Genomic DNA, 17,590 nt, shown 5'->3' with positions numbered 1-17,590 from the left:
ACACGCATTCCGGGACGATGGCGACATCGTGTGCGCGGTGCGCGGGCTGGCCAAGACGTATCCGGCTGCCCGCGGACGCCGCGGTCTCCCGGCGACCCCCGAGGTCCGGGCCACCGACGACGTGACGCTCGACGTCCGGCGCGGTGAGATCTTCGGACTGCTCGGGCCGAACGGGGCCGGCAAGTCCACCCTGGTGCGACAGCTCACCGGTCTGATGCGGCCCGACCGCGGCAGCGTGCGGATCCTGGGCCACGACATCGTGCGCCACCCCGAGCGCGCCGCGCGGATCCTCGCCTACCTCGGGCAGGAGTCCACCGCGCTCGACGAGCTGACGGTCTCCCTCGCCGTGGAGACCACCGCGCGGCTGCGCGGCCTCGACGCCAAGCGGGCCCGTGCGGACCGGGACGCCGTCCTCGACGAACTGGAACTCACCCCGATCGCCGGGCGCCCCCTGAAGAAGCTGTCCGGCGGCCAGCGCCGGCTGGCCTGCTTCGCCACCGCGCTGGTGGGGGAGCGGCCGCTGTTCGTGCTCGACGAACCCACCTCCGGCATGGACCCGGTGGCGCGGCGCGCCGTGTGGTCCGCCGTCGACCGGCGCCGGGCCGAGCACGGCGCCACCGTGCTGCTGGTCACCCACAACGTCATCGAGGCCGAGACCGTCCTCGACCGGGTTGCCGTCCTCGACCGGGGCCGGGTGATCGCCTGTGACAGCCCGGCCGGACTGAAGGAGCGGGTCGCGGGCGAGGTACGGGTCGAGCTGGTGTGGCGCGAGGCGGCCCCGCTGCACGTGCCCGAGGTGGCCGCGCTCGTGGACCGCGCCGTCGGCTCGGGCCGCCGCTGGACGCTGCGACTCGCTCCCGAGGAGGCCCGGACGGTCGTCGCCACCGTCACCGGCGGCGCCGCCTTCGCCGCGCTGGACGACTTCACGCTCGCCACGCCCAGTCTGGAGGACGTGTACCTGGCGCTGGGCGGTGCCGCGCGGCAGGGACTGGTGAGGGCGTGAGCGGCGGCGGGGCGCTGAGCACACCGGGCACCGTGTCCGTACGGAACGGGACGACTGCCGGAGTGGATGCGAGTGGATCTCCGACCGAACCTCCGCGGGAACCTCCGTCGGGACCTCTGTCGGAATCTCCGTCGGAACGGGAAGGGGAGCAGCGCGACGTGAGTGTCGTACCCGCCGATGCCCTGCCGGGCGGTGCCCTGGCCGCGGAGGAGGCCGCGCCGGAGCCGGCCGTGCTCGGGCCGAGGGCGCGGCTGTGGCCCGCGCTGGCGGCCGTGTACCGGGCGCAGCTGTCCCGGGCGCGGGTGGCGCGGATCCCGCTGCTGTTCGTGGCGACCTTCCAGTCCGTCGGGATCATGATCCTGATGCGCGGGGTCGTGGACGGCGGCGGCGAGGCGCGGGCGGTGGTCGCCGGATCGTCCGTCCTGGTCGTCGCCTTCGTCGCGCTCAACCTGCTCGCGCAGTACTTCGGACAGCTGCGGGCCGGCGGCGGCCTCGACCACTACGCGACCCTGCCCGTCCCGCCGGCGGCGGTGGTGCTGGGGGCCGCCGGCGCCTATGCCTCGTTCACCGTGCCGGGGACCGTGGTGACCGCGGCCTTCGGGTGTGTGCTCTTCGGGCTGCCGCTGACGCATCTATGGGTGCTGGCCGCGGTGATCCCCCTCTCGGGAGCCGCGCTCGCCGGGCTGGGGGCCGCGCTGGGGCTGCTCGCGCCGCGGGCCGAGTTCGCCACGCTCCTCGGCCAGCTGGGCATGTCGGCGGCCCTGCTGCTGGGCGTGCTGCCGGCGGAGCGGATGCCGGAGGCGGTGCGCCTGGTCCGGGACCTGCTGCCGTCGACGTACGGTGTCGAGGCCCTCGCGCGGACCTTCGCGCCGCGTCCCGACTGGGCCCTGGTCCTGGGCGACCTCGCCGTGTGCGGGGTGGTCGGTGTGCTCTCGCTGGCCGTGGCGACCTGGGCGTACCGCAGGGCCGCTGTCCGGTGACGCGCCGCACGACGGGGCCTGGCACGATGTCAGGGTGAGCGCACCTCTGACACCACCACCGCCTCCGCATGAACGCTCCTCGCACGGCGGGTGGCAGCCCCCGTCCGCCGGTCAGGCGGCCGCCACGTCCGCGGACGGGTCCGACGGCCACGACCGTACCGGGACCGCCGGATCCTCCGGGACCGCCGAATCCTCCGGGCCCGCCGAGTCCGCCGGACACGGTGGCCACCCCGGCCCCGGCTGGTACGGGCAGGACGGCCCCGGGATGAGGACGGAGCTGCGCGAGGCCGCCGTGACCGCGGTGGCGGTGGCGCTCGGCGGGGTGCTGCTCGGCGTGCTGTGGTGGTGGCTGGCGCCGCGCGTGCCGCTGACGGGCGACGTCGTGGGCGACAACTGGGTCGTCTACCTCAAGGACACCGAGGGCGAGCAGGCCATCGGGGTGGACGGGACGTTCACGCTGCTGGCCCTGGGGTTCGGCGCGGTGAGCGCGCTCGCCGTGTTCCTCGTGCGGCGGCGTGGGGGCGTGCCGCTGGTGGTGGCGCTCGGGGTCGGCGGGCTGCTCGGGTCGTTGCTGGCGTGGCGGCTCGGGGTGTGGCTCGGGCCCGCGCAGGACGTCGTCGCCCAGGCGAAGGACGTGGGCAAAGGAGTGACCTTCGACGCGCCGCTGAAGCTGAGCGCCAAGGGGGCGCTGCTGGCCTGGCCGTTCGCCGGACTGGTCGTCCACCTGGGTCTGACCGGGCTCTTCGGCCCCCGCGACCCCGACCCCTTCCCGCCGGCGGACCTCTCCGTACCGCAGCGGCCGGACGGCGGGGCACCGGGAGCGTAGTCCCCCGGTGGGGCGGGGCGGGGTGCGCGGGGGCCCGGTTCAGGCGGGGCGCCTGCCGTGGTTCGCGCGGCCTTTCCTGGTGCGCCACTTGCGTTTGCGGGTTCTCTTCGACATGCCTCCTCTGATTAGTCGAGGAAGCGGGGCCCGTCGAGGGCTCAGGCACGCCCGATCGGGGCGAGTACCGCCGCGGTCAGCCCGGCCAGGTCGCCCGGGGCGAGCTCGACCTCCAGGCCGCGGCGGCCGGCCGAGACACAGATCGTCTCGTGCAGCCCGGCCGAGTCGTCCAGGACCGTCCGGAGCCTCTTGCGCTGGCCCAGGGGCGAGATGCCGCCGCGGACGTAGCCCGTGGTGCGTTCCGCGAGGGCGGGGTCGGCCATCGCGGCCCGCTTGCCGCCCACCGCCGCCGCCAGGCCCTTCAGGTCCAGCTGCCCCGCCACCGGGACCACCGCCACCGTCAGCACGCCGTCGACGTCCGCCACCAGCGTCTTGAAGACGCGGTCCGGGGAGACGCCCATCGCCTCGGCCGCCTCCTCGCCGTAGGACGGGTGCGCCGGGTCGTGGTCGTAGGAGTGGACCGTGAACGGCACCCCGGCCGCGGTGAGCGCCACCGTCGCGGGCGTTCCGCCCGGCTGCTGCTTCTTGGACTTCCTGGCCATTCCCGCCCCTGCCCCTGCCGTTGTCGCTGCCACTGTCCCTGCCGCTGTCTCCGCTGTCCCGCCGCCTCAGTTGAGGTTCGTCGGTCCACGGGTCAGATCGGCCGCGGGCAACGACGGCAGGTGGCGGATGACGGCCGTCTCCGTGCGAAGGAGCCTCAGCTCGTCGCGGAGCCGGGACGCCGTGTCCGGTGCCTGGAGCAGACGCTGCTTGGTCGGCGTGTCGAGCATCATCGCGGCGGCGACCAGGTACGACACCACCCCCGGCTCGTCCGGCAGGTCCGCGCCGGTGGTCAGCGACCGCTCCCGCGCCCCGGCCAGCCGCTTCTGGTACTGGCGGAACGCCCGCAGCACCCCCTCCGCGAGCGCCCCCGCCTCCTCACCGGGCTCCTCGGCCAGCGGTTCCAGCTCGGCCGTCAGGAACGGTCCGGAGGCGTCGACCGACAGGAGGCGCATCCGGGTCGTCCCCGTGGCCAGCACCTCGAAGGTGCCGTCGGGCCGCTCCCGGATCGTGGCCGCGTCGGCCGCACAGCCCACCTTGTGCAAGGCCCGCAGCGGGTCCGGTCCGAAGCCCGCCGCCGGGCCCCGCTCGGGTACGGACGTCGGATCGGGCATGCCGGGAGCGCTCGGGGCGACCTCGTGGCCGTCGCGGATCGCCACGACGGCGAACCGGCGCGGCTCGTCCTCGGAGATCTTCAGAAGCTCGCGCATCATGGCGCGATAGCGCTCCTCGAAGACGTTGAGCGGAAGCACGAGCCCCGGGAACAGCACCGAGTTCAGGGGGAAGAGCGGGAGCCGGACGGTGGTCACGACGCAAAAGCCTAATGGTCGCCGAAGCGGACCCGGCCGCCACGTTCACTCCGTGGACGGCCGAAGCCCGGGGCGAAGGCTCCGGAGGGGTCGGCGGCGGGACCGGCGGCCACCGCCGCGTACACGCTCCGGCGCACCTCCAGGAACCGGCCGAGGGGATCGCCCGTGTCACGGTCCCAGGGCGAGGAGGTGGCGTACGGGCCGGTGAGGCGCAGCTGCTCCAGGGCGTCCGGCCACCGCTCCAGGCGCTGCAGGACGTAGACCAGCAGGTTGCGCAGCTCGGCCGAGCGGGGGTGGGCCGCCGGAAGCCGGGCGGACAGGGACGCGGCGCGGTCGGCCGCCGCTTCGAGCCGGGCGCGCGGCACCTCGGGACCGCAGCCGTCGGTGAGGTAACCGAAGGCCGCCCACAGCGGCAGCGCCTGCGTGAGCGAGCCCTCCGGCGCGTCCTGCGCGGCCTGGTCGGCGAAGTCGAAGCACTCGCGGTGCGCGCCGTGCCAGGAGGACGCCAGGTAGCGCAGGGCCGCCACATGGCAGCCGTAGTGGTGCGGGGCGCGGCGGACCGCGGCCTCCCACAGTTCCTGGAAGTACCGGTGTCCGGCGCGTGCGCCGCGGGCGTGGTCCAGGGCGAGCCGCCACGGCACGGGGTCGCGGTGGTCGGCCCGGGCCGCGGCCGTGATCAGCGGGCTCACCTCGCGCAGCGCTTCGGCGCGGGCCGGCGAGTCCCAGGCGCGGTGCACCGCCCGCTGGGCGTCCACGAGCAGCCCGTCGGGGTTGTGCGGGTCGAGGGCGCGCCAGGTGTCCAGCCACCCGGGGCGCGAGCGTGCGAAGGCCGCGAGTTTCCGCACCTTCCGGTCGCGGTGCTCCCAGGCCCCGCTGTGCCGGGTGGCGGCGAGCAGTTCGGCGGCGGGCACGGGATCGCCGGCGGCGGCCCCGACCAGTGCCGGACCCAGTTCCTCGTCGGGCGCGTCGAGGAGCACCTCGTCGTCGGCGGGCAGCACAGGGGCGATGGGCGAGGTGGTGCCCGTCTTTCCTCGCACCCGGGACGCACGGGTGAACGTATGCAGCAGAGCCATGGTGTCGACCATTGAAAGACCGCAGGTCACAGCAGCGCCAGACCCTTCGCGGAAGTCGCGGAAAGTTGTACGCCAACTGGTCAAGGCCGGGTAAAAAGCCCCGGGATCTCCGGGGCTGCCGGGGCCGTGGAGAGGGCTCTCGGAACCGGTCCGGACGGGACCGGACAGAAGTGGCCGAAATCAGCCCGAGGTGATCGGAGGCGGTCAGAAGCGGCGCAGGGCCCGGGTGACCCCCGCCGCCACCGTCGTGGCGAGGATCCAGCCCAGCAGGACGAACGCCGCCGCGAGCCACTGCCAGCCGCCGTGCAGCTGCCAGAACCCCACCTGGCCCAGGTCGATCACCGGCAGCAGCAGGTCCAGGACGAACAGGGCGGGATTCCACACCGGGTGCTCGCCGTCCTGGACGGGCGGATGGTGAGCGGAGGCGAACGCCAGTGAGCCACCCGCCCACAGCACCGCCATCCACACCGCGGCCCGCCCCGGCCGGTAGCCGTAGGCGACCGTCCAGTCCTGCGCGTAACCCCACAGCTTGGCCGCCACCGGCAGGCTCTCGCGGCGCCTGCGCTGCTTGGCGAGCAGCACCTCGCGGGCGTCCTCGTCCTCACCGCCCGCCCGCAGCACCGCGGCCAGCCGCTCGTACGGCTCCGGGGTGTACTCGGCGCTCGCCGCGGCCACCCACTCCAGCCGCTCCGCCAGCGAGAACGGCCCGCGCGGCACGAGGGTCTCGTAGACGAAGCCGCCCATGTGCAGCCGACCGGGCCCCGGCCAGCTGTCCGCCCGGTCCACCAGGTTGACCACCCGCGCTCCCGACAGCGTCACCCGCCCGCGGGCCGGACGCTCCCCGAGGAACCGCAGCTCCGGCGTCTGCACCCGACGCAGCGACAGCTCCTGGTCGTCGGTCAGGGTGAACCGGGCCCGCTCGAAGTCGACCGCGTCCCCGAACCGCCCGTCGTCCAGCCGTACCCCGCCCCGGCACTCGAACCGCTGTATCCGCGTCCCGCGGGCCGGTGTCATCCCGCTCCTCGCCTGGGAACCGACCCCGGCGGGCGTCAGATACAGCGACCGCTCGACGGTCAGCTGGGGCGCGTTCAGCGCGAGCCGGGCGGACGGGTTGTCCAGCAGGGCCCCGCGCAGACTCAGCGAGACGCCTATCTGCGCGGTCCGCAGGCTCAGCTCGCCGTGTGACTCCAGCAACTCGGCCTGGAGGTCCTGGCCCACGGTCATGCCGTCCGCGGAGATCGAGCGGCCGTTGCGGTCGCGGTGCACGACCGCCTGGTTGAGCAGCAGATCCGTACCGATCTGGGCGTCGGTCAGCCGTATGCCGCCCGGGAACCGGCAGCGCGGCAGATGCAGATCGCCCTCCGTCTGCAGCCGGGCCGCCTCCAGGCGCGGCACCGAGCAGTCCACCAGCCGCATCGTCGTGAACCGGGCCTCCGGCAGCAGCACGTCCCGCTCGAAGCGGCAGGCGCGCATCTCGACGTACGGCGCCACCGTGCCGCCCGCCAGGTCCAGCACACCGCTGATCCGCACTCCGACCAGCTTCAGCGAGGGGACCCGGCCGGCCAGCGCGGGCGGCCCGTCCAGCAGGAGCCAGCACACGACGCGGGCCCGCACGGTCCGCTCGGGCCCCCACGGGTGCCCTCCGTGCGGATCGTCGACGACCGTGTCCCCGCTGCTCAGGTCGTACACGCTGCCGTTGCGGAAGGCCTGCCACATGCCCGCCTCCACGGCGGTCAGGTCGTCCGGCGGCTCCCCGGCGCGCGGCCCGGCGCCCTCGGTCACGCCTTTCCTCCCTTCCCGGTCCTTCTCCGGACCTTTCCTCGGAACGTCCTCGGAACGTCCTCGGAACGTCCTCGGAACGTCCTCGGAACATCCTCGGAACGTCCTCGGATACTTGCGAGTTCGTCTCTTCGTACGACGGTTCATGCCCACTGGGTGACCCGTCGAACACAGAAAGTGAGAAGGTTCTTCTTCGTGTGCACAGTGCGTCACGATGGGCGGCCTGTATCAGCCACTGGAACGCTCGCACGGCGTTCAGCACGGGTCTGAGAGAATTGACCCCGTGATCTCTCGAATCGATCTGCGCGGCGACGCCCTCCCCGAGGGCCCCGCCCTGCGCGACCTGCTGCCCCGAGCCGACTTCGACGTCGCGGCCGCCCTGGAGAAGGTGCGGCCCATCTGCGAGGACGTGCACCATCGGGGCGACGCGGCGCTGATCGACTTCGCCGAGCGCTTCGACGGCGTGAAGCTGGACCGGGTACGGGTCCCGGCCGCCGCCCTCGAGCGCGCGCTGGAGGAACTCGACCCGGCCGTGCGCGCGGCCCTGGAGGAGTCCATCCGCCGCGCCCGCCTCGTCCACCGGGCGCAGCGCCGCACCACCCGCACCACCCAGGTCGTCCCCGGCGGCACGGTCACCGAGAAGTGGGTGCCCGTCGACCGCGTGGGCCTGTACGCGCCCGGCGGCCGGTCCGTCTACCCGTCCTCCGTGATCATGAACGTCGTCCCGGCGCAGGAGGCCGGCGTCGAGTCGATCGCGCTGGCCTCGCCGGCTCAGAAGGAGTTCGGCGGCCTGCCGCACCCGACGATCCTCGCCGCGTGCGCGCTGCTCGGCGTCGACGAGGTGTACGCGGCCGGCGGCGCCACCGCCGTCGCGATGTTCGCCCATGGCACCGAGTCCTGCCCGCCCGCGCCCATGGTCACCGGCCCCGGCAACATCTGGGTCGCCGCCGCCAAGCGCTACTTCACCGGCAAGATCGGCATCGACGCCGAGGCCGGCCCGACCGAGATCGCGATCCTCGCCGACGCGACGGCCGACCCGGTGCACATCGCCTCCGACCTGATCAGCCAGGCCGAGCACGACCCGCTGGCCGCCGCCGTCCTGGTCACCGACTCCGCGGACCTCGCGGACGCGGTGGAGGAGGAACTGGAGCCGCAGGTCAAGGCCACCAAGCACATCGAGGACCGGATCGTCCCGGCGCTCGCCGGCCGGCAGTCCGCGATCGTGCTGGTCGACGGCCTCGACGAGGGCCTGCGCGTGGTCGACGCCTACGGCGCCGAGCACCTGGAGATCCAGACCGCCGACGCCGCCGCGCTCGCCGACCGGGTGCGCAACGCCGGCGCGATCTTCGTCGGCCCCTGGTCCCCGGTCTCGCTCGGCGACTACGCGGCCGGCTCCAACCACGTCCTGCCCACCGGCGGCTGCGCCTGCCACTCCTCGGGCCTGTCCGTCCAGTCCTTCCTGCGCGGCATCCACATCGTCGACTACACCGAGGACGCGCTGGCCGAGGTCGCGCACCACGTGGTGACGCTGGCCGAGGCGGAGGACCTGCCCGCGCACGGCGCGGCGATCAAGGCGAGGTTCGGCTGGAAGGTGCCCGAGAGCAAGTGAACGACACACACGTCACCATCGACGACCTCCCCGTACGGGACGAGCTGCGCGGCAAGTCCCCCTACGGCGCGCCCCAGCTGGACGTCCCCGTACGGCTGAACACCAACGAGAACCCCTATCCGCTGCCCGAACCGCTCGTCGAGCGGATCGCCGAGCGGGTCCGCGAGGCCGCCCGGAACCTCAACCGCTACCCCGACCGGGACGCGGTCGAGCTGCGCACCAGGCTGGCCGAGTACCTGACGAAGACCGGCTCGCACCCCGTCGACGTCCGCAACGTCTGGGCGGCCAACGGCTCCAACGAGGTCATCCAGCAGCTGCTGCAGACCTTCGGCGGGCCCGGCCGCAGGGCGATCGGCTTCGAGCCGTCGTACTCGATGCACGGACTCATCGCGCGCGGTACCGGCACCGAGTGGATCTCCGGCCCCCGGGGCGACGACTTCACCGTCGACGTGCCCGCCGCCGAGAAGGCGATCGCCGAGCACCGCCCGGACGTCGTCTTCGTCACCACCCCCAACAACCCCACCGGCAACGCGGTCCCGGCCGAGACGGTCCTCGCGCTGTACGAGGCCGCCCAGGCGGCCAAGCCGTCGATACTGGTCGTGGACGAGGCGTACGTCGAGTTCAGCCACGGCGACTCGCTGCTGCCGCTGCTCGAGGGACGCCCGAACCTCGTCGTCTCCCGCACCATGTCGAAGGCGTTCGGCGCGGCCGGCCTGCGCCTCGGCTACCTCGCCGCGCACCCGGCGGTCGTGGACGCCGTGCAGCTCGTCCGGCTGCCCTACCACCTCTCGGCGATCACCCAGGCGACCGCGCTGGCCGCCCTGGAGCACACCGACACGCTGCTGAAGTACGTCGAGCAGCTGAAGCGGGAGCGGGACCGGCTGGTCACCGAACTGCGCGGCCTCGGCTACGACGTGACCGCGTCCGACGCGAACTTCGTCCAGTTCGGCACGTTCGCGGACGCCCACGTGGTCTGGCAGAAGATCCTCGACCGGGGCGTCCTGGTCCGGGACAACGGCGTACCGGGACGGCTGCGGGTCACCGCGGGCACCCCGGCCGAGAACGACGCGTTCCTCGACGCGGTCCGTGAACTGGTCAGTTACGTGGGGGCCACCCCCACACCCCCTAAGGAGCAGAGCGAATGAGCCGCGTAGGACGCGTGCAGCGGACGACGAAGGAGACGTCGGTCCTCGTCGAGATCGACCTCGACGGCACCGGAAAGACGGAGATCTCCACCGGGGTCGGCTTCTACGACCACATGCTCGACCAGATCGGCCGGCACGGTCTGTTCGACCTGACCGTGAAGACCGAGGGCGACCTGCACATCGACTCCCACCACACCATCGAGGACACCGCCCTCGCCCTCGGCGCCGCCTTCAAGCAGGCGCTCGGCGACAAGACGGGCATCTACCGCTTCGGCAACTGCACGGTCCCCCTGGACGAGTCCCTCGCCCAGGTCACCGTCGACCTGTCCGGCCGCCCCTACCTCGTGCACACCGAGCCCGAGAAGATGGCGCCGATGATCGGCGAGTACGACACCACGATGACCCGGCACATCCTGGAGTCCTTCGTCGCCCAGGCCCAGGTCGCCCTGCACGTGCACGTGCCGTACGGGCGCAACGCGCACCACATCGTGGAGTGCCAGTTCAAGGCACTGGCCCGGGCCCTGCGGTACGCCTCCGAGCGCGACCCCCGCGCGGCGGGCATCCTGCCCTCCACGAAGGGCGCCCTGTAGGCATGAACGGCGTGTCCACCGCCCTGATCGTCGTCGGCCTGTTCTTCGTCGGCGGGGTCGTCTCGTTCATCAAACAGAAGATGCCCAGGAGTCTCGTCGTGGTGCTCGCGATCGGCGCCGCGATGTGTCTGGCCGCCGGTGTCCTCAGGCTGGAGGTGTGACCGTGAGCGCCACCAAGCGGGTCGTGGTCTTCGACTACGGCTTCGGCAACATCCGCTCCGCCGAACGCGCCCTCGCACGCGCGGGCGCCGAGGTGGAGATCACCCGCGACTTCGACACGGCGATGAACGCCGACGGCCTGCTCGTCCCCGGCGTCGGCGCCTTCGCCGCCTGCATGAAGGGCCTGCGGGAGGCCAGAGGCGACTGGATCATCGACCGCCGGCTGTCCGGCGGCCGGCCCGTCATGGGCATCTGCGTCGGCATGCAGATCCTGTTCGCCCGGGGCATCGAGCACGGCGTCGAGACCGAGGGCATGGACGAGTGGCCCGGCTCGGTCGAGCCGCTGAGGGCCGACGTCGTGCCCCACATGGGCTGGAACACCGTGGACGTGCCGGCCGGCTCCGAGCTGTTCGCCGGCCTGGACACGGACGCCCGCTTCTACTTCGTGCACTCCTACGCCGTCCACGACTGGACCCTTCCGGCGGAGAACCCGGTGATGCGGGCGCCGACGGTCACCTGGTCCACGCACGGCGAGCCGTTCGTCGCCGCGGTGGAGAACGGCGCCCTGTGGGCGACGCAGTTCCACCCCGAGAAATCCGGCGACGCCGGCGCCCAGCTCCTCACCAACTGGATCGGAACCCTGTAGCGACATGGCCAAGCTCGAACTCCTCCCCGCCGTCGACGTCCGTGACGGCCAGGCCGTCCGCCTCGTGCACGGCGAGTCCGGCACCGAGACCTCCTACGGATCCCCCCTGGAAGCCGCGCTCGCCTGGCAGCGCTCGGGTGCCGAGTGGCTGCACCTGGTCGACCTGGACGCCGCGTTCGGCACCGGCGACAACCGCGAGCTGGTCGCCGAGGTCGCCCGCGCCATGGACATCAAGGTGGAACTGTCCGGCGGCATCCGCGACGACGCCTCCCTGGCCGCCGCCCTGGCCACCGGCTGCACCCGCGTGAACCTCGGCACCGCCGCCCTGGAGACCCCCGAATGGGTCGCCAAGGTCATCGCCGAACACGGCGACAAGATCGCCGTCGGCCTCGACGTGCGCGGCACCACCCTCCGCGGCCGCGGCTGGACCCGGGACGGCGGCGACCTCTACGAGACGCTGGAGCGCCTCGACAACGAGGGCTGCGCGCGGTACGTCGTCACCGACATCGCCAAGGACGGCACCCTCCAGGGCCCGAACCTGGAGCTGCTGAAGAACGTCTGCGCCGCCACCGACCGCCCCGTGGTGGCCTCCGGCGGCGTGTCGTCGCTGGACGACCTGCGGGCCATCGCCGAGCTCGTCCCGCTCGGCGTCGAGGGCGCCATCGTGGGCAAGGCCCTGTACGCGAAGGCGTTCACCCTGGAAGAGGCCCTGGAGGTCACCTCGTGAAGAAGGACGCGGTGCGATGACGGCCGAAGCCGTCCGGCGCGTGCGGGGCGGGAGCCCCTGGGAGGACTCCTTCGGCTGCGCACGCGCCGTCGCGGCGGGCGACCGCGTCCTGGTGGGCGGCACCACCGCGTTCAAGGGCGACGTGCTGTACGGGGAGGGCGACCCGTACGAACAGGCCAGGGTCGCCTTCGGCACCGCCCTGGAGGCGATCGCCGAGTTCGGGCTCGGCGCCGACTCCGTGATCCGCACGCGCGTGCACATCGCGCACTCGCGGGACATCGACGCGGTGGGCCGCGCCCACAAAGAGCTGTTCGACCCGGTGCGCCCGGTGACCAGCCTCCTGGTGGTGGAGGGCTTCATGGACTCGCGCGTACTGGTGTCGGTCGAAGTGGAAGCGTTCCGAGGACATCAGAGGCACTCGGCGGACATAGAGGAGCACGGTTCATGACCCTGGCGGTCCGAGTCATCCCCTGCCTGGACGTGGACGGCGGCCGGGTCGTCAAGGGCGTCAACTTCCAGAACCTGCGCGACGCGGGCGACCCCGTCGAGATGGCCAAGGTGTACGACGCCGAGGGCGCCGACGAACTGACGTTCCTGGACATCACCGCCTCGTCGGGCAACCGCGAGACGACCTACGACGTGGTGCGCCGCACCGCCGAGCAGGTGTTCATCCCGCTGACCGTGGGCGGCGGCGTCCGCACCGTCGAGGACGTGGACAGGCTGCTGCGGGCGGGCGCCGACAAGGTCGGCGTCAACACCGCGGCGATCGCCCGCCCGGACCTCATCCGGGAGATCGCCGAACGCTTCGGCCGTCAGGTCCTCGTCCTGTCGGTCGACGCCCGCCGCACCGGGTCCACCGAGTCCGGTGAGCCGGGTGGGTCCGGCGTCTCCTTCGAGGTCACCACGCACGGCGGCCGCCGGGGCACCGGCATCGACGCCGTGGAGTGGGCACACCGGGCCGCGGAGCTGGGCGCGGGCGAGATCCTGCTCAATTCCATGGACGCGGACGGCACCAAGGACGGCTACGACCTGGAGATGATCGCCGCCGTCCGCAAGCACGTCACCGTCCCGGTGATCGCCTCGGGCGGCGCCGGCCGGCTCGCCGACTTCCCGCCCGCGGTCGCCGCGGGCGCCGACGCGGTGCTCGCCGCCTCGGTGTTCCACTTCGGCGACCTGCGCATCGGCCAGGTGAAGCAGACCCTGCGGGAAGCGGGCCACCCGGTCCGGTGACGCCCCGCACAGCGGTGGCCCCGGCCGTCGTGTGACGGCCGGGGCCACCGCCCGGCCGGCGGCGCGTACGCCGCCCGCGCTCAGTCCTTGGGCTGGGAGAGCTGGATCAGGTTGCCCACCGTGTCGTCCAGGAGGGCGGTGATCACCGGGCCCTGCTCCTGCGGCTCCCGCACGAAGATCACGCCCTCGCCGCGCAGCCGCTCGTACTCCGCGCGGAGGTCCGTCACGGAGAACACCATGGCGGGCAGCCCCGCCTCACGCACCGCCCTGCGGTACGGCTCCGCGATGGGCCCCTGACCGGGCTCCAGCAGCAGCTCCAGGTCCCGCTGGGCGCCCTCGGGAGCCCCGACCGTGATGAACAGCGTGCCGTCGCCCAGGTCCGTCCGGGTACGGGTCTCGAAGCCGAGCACATCGGTGTAGAACGTGTGCGCCTTCGCGACGTCGTCGACATACACGCTGGTCATGGCGACCTTGATCATGGGACTTCTTCTTCCGATCTCTCAGGTGCCTCGGATCTGTCGGATCCCCGGGAGGGAACGAGGCTTCAGATCCCGAGCTGCTTGGACTCGGTCAGCTTCGCGATCGCGTCCGCGTCGCCCTCCAGCTCGACCTCGGCGGCGCTCTGCCGCCCGTAGGCGAACAACACCAGCTCCGAGGGCTCGCCGGTCACCGTGACCACGGGCGTGCCGCGGTGGGCCACCGCGGTCTGTCCGTCCGGACGGCGCAGCACCAGGCCCGTGGGGGCGCCGCGACCCAGCATCCGGGCGCTGCGCTCCAGCCGGGACCACAGGGCGTCCTGGAACACCGGGTCCAGCTCACGCGGCGTCCAGTCGGGCTGGGCGCGGCGCAGGTCCTCCGTGTGGACGTAGAACTCCACGATGTTCGACAACTCGTCGATCTGCTTGAGGCTGAAGGGCGAGAAGCGCGGCGGGCCGGTACGGATCAGCTGGATCAGCTCCTCGTACGGCTTGGCGGTGAACTCCGCCATCACCCGCTCCAGACGCGGTGCCAGCTGCTTGACCAGGACGCCGCCGGCGGCGTCGGGGCGGCGCTCGCGCACCACCACGTGCGCGGCGAGATCGCGGGCGCGCCAGCCCTCACAGAGGGTGGGGGCCTCCGGGCCCGCCGTCTCCAGCAGATCGGCCAGGAGAAGTCGTTCACGCTTGGCATGGGTCGACATGTGGTCAGCCTACGGTCACCCGCCCGGTCCGCCCACCCGCCCCGCCCCTTTCCAGTCGGTGGACGGAACCCGGGCGCACCCGTCCCGCGCGGCACAATGGTCCCCATGACCAGCACGTCCCGGCCCGGCCGCCTAGACCCGCAGATCGCCGCACGGCTCAAGCGCAGCCCCGACGGCCTCCTGCCCGCCATCGCCCAGCAGTACGACACCCGGGAGGTGCTGATGCTGGGCTGGATGGACGACGAGGCGCTGCACCGCACGCTGACCACCGGCCGCTGCACCTACTGGTCGCGCAGCCGCCAGGAGTACTGGGTCAAGGGCGACACCTCCGGACACGTCCAGCACGTGAAGTCCGTCGCCCTGGACTGCGACGCCGACACCCTCCTGATCAGGGTCGACCAGGTGGGCGCCGCCTGCCACACCGGCGCCCGCACCTGCTTCGACGCCGACGTGCTGCTCCCCGACACCCGCCCGGACGACGCCGGTGCCGGCGTGCCCGTCCCGGATCAGTAAGGTCGGCCGGCATGGACCTCGAGACGTTCCGCAAGCTCGCCGCCGACCGCCGGGTCATCCCGGTCACCCGCAAGCTCCTCGCCGACGGCGACACCCCCGTCGGCCTCTACCGCAAGCTCGCCGCCGAGCGCCCCGGCACCTTCCTGCTCGAGTCCGCGGAGAACGGCAGGTCCTGGTCCCGGTACTCCTTCATCGGCGTCCGCAGCGCCGCCACCCTCACCGAACGCGCCGGACAGGCGCACTGGGAGGGCACCCCGCCCGTCGGAGTGCCGGCCGAGGGCGACCCGCTCGGCGCGCTGCGCGCCACGCTCGAAACCCTGCACACCCCGCGCGACCTCGCCCACGACCTCGGCCTGCCGCCCTTCACCGGCGGCATGGTCGGCTACCTCGGCTACGACATCGTGCGCAGGCTGGAGAAGATCGGCCCCGGCGAACGGGACGACCTGCGGCTGCCCGAACTGACCATGCTGCTCACCAGCGACCTCGCCGTCATGGACCACTGGGAGGGCTCCGTCTGGCTGATCGCCAACGCGATCAACCACAACGACCTGGACACCGGGGTCGACGAGGCCCACGCCGACGCCGTGGCCCGCCTGGACGCCATGGAGGCCGACCTCACCCGCGCGGTGGCCCAGCCCCCGGCCGTCCTCCCGCCCTCCGAACTCCCCGACCACACCGCGCTGTGGGGCGGCCCCGACTTCCGCGCGGCCGTCGAGGACATCAAGGAACGCATCCGCGCGGGGGAGGCCTTCCAGGTCGTCCCCTCCCAGCGGTTCGAGACCCCGTGCACGGCCAGTGCCCTGGACGTCTACCGGGTGCTGCGGGCCACCAACCCCTCGCCCTACATGTACCTGTTCCGTTTCCCCCACGGGGACGGCGAGGCCTTCGACGTGGTCGGCTCGTCCCCCGAGGCACTCGTGAAGGTCGACGACGGGCAGGCGATGGTCCACCCCATCGCCGGCACCCGGCCCCGCGGCGCCACCCCGCAGGAGGACCAGGCCCTCGCGGAGGAACTGCTCGCCGACCCCAAGGAGCGCGCCGAGCACCTCATGCTCGTCGACCTGGGCCGCAACGACCTCGGACGGGTCTGCGAGCCCGGCTCCGTCGAGGTCGTCGACTTCATGTCCGTCGAGCGGTACTCGCACGTCATGCACATCGTCTCGACGGTCACCGGCCGGGTCGCGGACGGCCGTTCCGCCTTCGACGTGCTCACCGCCTGCTTCCCGGCCGGCACCCTCTCCGGTGCGCCCAAGCCCCGGGCCATGCAGATCATCGACGAACTCGAGCCGTCCCGGCGCGGGCTGTACGGCGGCTGCGTCGGCTACCTGGACTTCGCGGGCGACTCCGACACCGCCATCGCGATCCGCACCGCGCTGCTGCGCGGGGGCACCGCGTACGTCCAGGCGGGTGCCGGAATCGTCGCCGACTCCGACCCGGTGGCGGAGGACGTCGAGTGCCGCAACAAGGCGGCCGCGGTGCTGCGCGCCGTGCACACGGCCAACCGGCTGGGCACCGTGTGAGACGGTGCGCGGCGGACCCGGGGCGAGCCCCCGGGTGACGGCTCGCGCGCGGGTCACGCGATAGTGGAGTACGTGACTGCTGTACCTCCCCCCCGTTCCCCTCGTTCCCCTCGGTCCGAGGCCGCCGGTCCCGCCCGCGCCGGCCGCCTCAGTCTCGCCGTCGCCCTGCTGGGCGGGGCCCTGGGCGCGGCCGTGACCCTGCTCGCCACCCGGCAGCAGTGGTCCCGGGGCACCGCCACGGTGGCCGGCGGGGACTTTCCCCTGACCGCCAACGGCAGTGACGTCACCGGCGTCCCCGCCGCCCTCGCCGTGGTGGGGCTGGCCGCACTGGTCGCCGTCTTCGCCGTCCGGCGGACCGGCCGCCTCGCCGTCGCCGCGCTGCTCGCCCTCTCCGGCGCGGGCATCGTCACGGCCGCCCTGCTCGGCGCCTCCGACAGCTCCGCGCTCGACGACAAGGCCGCCGAGGTCTCCGGCGACACCTCCGCCACGGTGGCGGCCCTCAGCCACACGGCCTGGCCCTACGTCGCGGCCGCGGGCGGCCTGCTGCTCCTGCTGGCCGGCGTGCTCGCCCTGCGCTACGGCAGGCTGTGGCCCGGCATGTCCGGCCGCTACGAGCGCGGCGGCGCCCCCCGGCCGCGCCGCGCTGCCGCCGCCGATCCCGACCGGCCCGAGGACCTGTGGAAGGCCCTCGACCGCGGGGAGGACCCGACCGGGACCTGAACCGGGCCGCGGCCCGGTTCAGGTCCCGGAGGGTACGTTCGCCGTGCGGAGGAGCACCCCCGCTGACGGCGCGCGCGCGGGTGCGGGACAATGAGTCCGAGCGTCTGCTCAGACAAGTACACAGCAACGAGGAGCAAGCAATGGCGGGCAGCAGCCACGGTCACACCCCGGCCGCCTGGACCGGTGTCATCATCGCCTTCATCGGTTTCTGCGTCGCGAGCCTGTTCATGGTGGTGAGCTCGCCGGTCGGCTTCTGGGCGGGCATCGGCATCGCGCTGCTCGGCGGAGCCGTCGGCGGAATCATGAGCAAGATGGGCATGGGCAAGCCGCAGCACGTCCACCCCCTGAACCAGACCGGCGGTGACCGCGAGCCGGTCCGCGCCGAGAGCTGAACGCCAGGAGCACTCCGGAACAGGGGCGGTCGGCA

Annotated in this window: 21 protein-coding genes; 15 read left to right on the top strand and 6 right to left on the bottom strand. The window is 73.1% G+C overall.

What is annotated here, in order from left to right; translation table 11 throughout:
- The first annotated feature begins 28 nt into the window (after window positions 1-28).
- From ACWEQO_RS01365 to ACWEQO_RS01355, 3 genes are all read left to right on the top strand, one after another.
- Window positions 29-1,003, top strand: coding sequence for an ABC transporter ATP-binding protein (locus tag ACWEQO_RS01365; protein ID WP_361450890.1), 975 nt, complete (start codon window positions 29-31; stop codon window positions 1,001-1,003).
- Window positions 1,004-1,161: 158 nt separating this feature from the next.
- Window positions 1,162-1,983 (top strand): ABC transporter permease, encoded by an 822-nt coding sequence (locus tag ACWEQO_RS01360; RefSeq protein ID WP_361450598.1) that lies wholly within the window; start codon window positions 1,162-1,164, stop codon window positions 1,981-1,983.
- Between the two features lie 34 nt (window positions 1,984-2,017).
- Window positions 2,018-2,809: an AAA family ATPase gene (locus tag ACWEQO_RS01355; RefSeq protein WP_361450601.1), complete on the top strand. Its 792-nt coding sequence runs from the start codon at window positions 2,018-2,020 to the stop codon at window positions 2,807-2,809.
- Between the two features lie 155 nt (window positions 2,810-2,964).
- Here the strand turns inward: ACWEQO_RS01355 and ybaK are convergent, their stop codons facing one another.
- From ybaK to ACWEQO_RS01335, 4 genes are all read right to left on the bottom strand, one after another.
- Complete coding sequence (gene ybaK / locus ACWEQO_RS01350; protein ID WP_361450604.1) at window positions 2,965-3,465, bottom strand: Cys-tRNA(Pro) deacylase; 501 nt, start codon at window positions 3,463-3,465, stop codon at window positions 2,965-2,967.
- A gap of 66 nt (window positions 3,466-3,531) precedes the next feature.
- On the bottom strand, window positions 3,532-4,272 hold the full coding sequence (locus ACWEQO_RS01345; RefSeq protein ID WP_361450607.1) for an LON peptidase substrate-binding domain-containing protein: 741 nt from the start codon (window positions 4,270-4,272) through the stop codon (window positions 3,532-3,534).
- Between the two features lie 11 nt (window positions 4,273-4,283).
- Complete coding sequence (locus ACWEQO_RS01340) at window positions 4,284-5,357, bottom strand: hypothetical protein (RefSeq protein ID WP_452977600.1); 1,074 nt, start codon at window positions 5,355-5,357, stop codon at window positions 4,284-4,286.
- 192 nt (window positions 5,358-5,549) lie between these two features.
- Window positions 5,550-7,127 (bottom strand): oxidoreductase, encoded by a 1,578-nt coding sequence (locus tag ACWEQO_RS01335; protein ID WP_361450613.1) that lies wholly within the window; start codon window positions 7,125-7,127, stop codon window positions 5,550-5,552.
- 280 nt (window positions 7,128-7,407) lie between these two features.
- Here ACWEQO_RS01335 and hisD point away from each other — a divergent pair, with 280 nt between their 5' ends.
- Genes hisD through hisF form a run of 8 tightly spaced genes read left to right on the top strand, consistent with a single transcriptional unit; the run spans window position 7,408 to window position 13,230 of the window.
- Window positions 7,408-8,733, top strand: a complete 1,326-nt coding sequence (gene hisD, locus ACWEQO_RS01330; RefSeq protein WP_452977597.1) for a histidinol dehydrogenase — start codon at window positions 7,408-7,410, stop codon at window positions 8,731-8,733.
- On the top strand, window positions 8,730-9,878 hold the full coding sequence (locus ACWEQO_RS01325; RefSeq protein ID WP_361450619.1) for a histidinol-phosphate transaminase: 1,149 nt from the start codon (window positions 8,730-8,732) through the stop codon (window positions 9,876-9,878). Before hisD ends, ACWEQO_RS01325 begins: the two co-directional genes overlap by 4 nt.
- Window positions 9,875-10,468, top strand: a complete 594-nt coding sequence (gene hisB / locus ACWEQO_RS01320) for an imidazoleglycerol-phosphate dehydratase HisB (RefSeq protein WP_109380568.1) — start codon at window positions 9,875-9,877, stop codon at window positions 10,466-10,468. Before ACWEQO_RS01325 ends, hisB begins: the two co-directional genes overlap by 4 nt.
- 2 nt (window positions 10,469-10,470) lie before the next feature.
- Entirely contained in the window at window positions 10,471-10,629 is a 159-nt protein-coding gene (locus tag ACWEQO_RS01315) for a hypothetical protein (RefSeq protein WP_361450622.1), read from the top strand.
- Window positions 10,630-10,631: 2 nt separating this feature from the next.
- Window positions 10,632-11,273 (top strand): imidazole glycerol phosphate synthase subunit HisH, encoded by a 642-nt coding sequence (gene hisH / locus ACWEQO_RS01310; protein WP_452977592.1) that lies wholly within the window; start codon window positions 10,632-10,634, stop codon window positions 11,271-11,273.
- A 4-nt stretch (window positions 11,274-11,277) separates the two neighbouring features.
- Window positions 11,278-12,000 carry a bifunctional 1-(5-phosphoribosyl)-5-((5-phosphoribosylamino)methylideneamino)imidazole-4-carboxamide isomerase/phosphoribosylanthranilate isomerase PriA gene (gene priA / locus ACWEQO_RS01305; protein ID WP_361450628.1) on the top strand — a complete coding sequence of 241 codons (723 nt, stop codon included), beginning with the start codon at window positions 11,278-11,280 and terminating at the stop codon, window positions 11,998-12,000.
- A gap of 16 nt (window positions 12,001-12,016) precedes the next feature.
- Complete coding sequence (locus ACWEQO_RS01300) at window positions 12,017-12,448, top strand: Rid family hydrolase (protein ID WP_361450631.1); 432 nt, start codon at window positions 12,017-12,019, stop codon at window positions 12,446-12,448.
- Window positions 12,445-13,230 (top strand): imidazole glycerol phosphate synthase subunit HisF, encoded by a 786-nt coding sequence (gene hisF / locus ACWEQO_RS01295; protein WP_361450634.1) that lies wholly within the window; start codon window positions 12,445-12,447, stop codon window positions 13,228-13,230. The genes ACWEQO_RS01300 and hisF overlap by 4 nt, the downstream gene beginning before the upstream one ends.
- Before the next feature lie 80 nt (window positions 13,231-13,310).
- Here hisF and ACWEQO_RS01290 read toward each other — a convergent pair whose 3' ends face one another.
- Window positions 13,311-13,709 (bottom strand): VOC family protein, encoded by a 399-nt coding sequence (locus tag ACWEQO_RS01290; protein ID WP_361450637.1) that lies wholly within the window; start codon window positions 13,707-13,709, stop codon window positions 13,311-13,313.
- 65 nt (window positions 13,710-13,774) lie between these two features.
- On the bottom strand, window positions 13,775-14,410 hold the full coding sequence (locus tag ACWEQO_RS01285) for a TIGR03085 family metal-binding protein (protein ID WP_452977587.1): 636 nt from the start codon (window positions 14,408-14,410) through the stop codon (window positions 13,775-13,777).
- Window positions 14,411-14,515: 105 nt separating this feature from the next.
- On the opposite strand from ACWEQO_RS01285, the gene hisI reads away from it, so the two are divergent.
- The 4 genes from hisI to ACWEQO_RS01265 all read left to right on the top strand — a co-directional run bounded on the left by hisI (window position 14,516) and on the right by ACWEQO_RS01265 (window position 17,555).
- On the top strand, window positions 14,516-14,923 hold the full coding sequence (gene hisI / locus ACWEQO_RS01280) for a phosphoribosyl-AMP cyclohydrolase (RefSeq protein ID WP_452977584.1): 408 nt from the start codon (window positions 14,516-14,518) through the stop codon (window positions 14,921-14,923).
- Between the two features lie 11 nt (window positions 14,924-14,934).
- Complete coding sequence (locus ACWEQO_RS01275) at window positions 14,935-16,443, top strand: anthranilate synthase component I (RefSeq protein ID WP_452977581.1); 1,509 nt, start codon at window positions 14,935-14,937, stop codon at window positions 16,441-16,443.
- A gap of 63 nt (window positions 16,444-16,506) precedes the next feature.
- On the top strand, window positions 16,507-17,163 hold the full coding sequence (locus ACWEQO_RS01270; protein ID WP_452977578.1) for a TIGR02234 family membrane protein: 657 nt from the start codon (window positions 16,507-16,509) through the stop codon (window positions 17,161-17,163).
- Between the two features lie 140 nt (window positions 17,164-17,303).
- A complete protein-coding gene (locus ACWEQO_RS01265) occupies window positions 17,304-17,555 on the top strand; it encodes an HGxxPAAW family protein (protein WP_361450652.1) in 252 nt (83 codons plus the stop codon).
- The last annotated feature ends 35 nt before the right edge of the window (window positions 17,556-17,590 follow it).

This window comes from Streptomyces sp. NPDC004051 (assembly GCF_053604275.1).
This window is presented reverse-complemented; position numbering and strand designations above follow the sequence as displayed.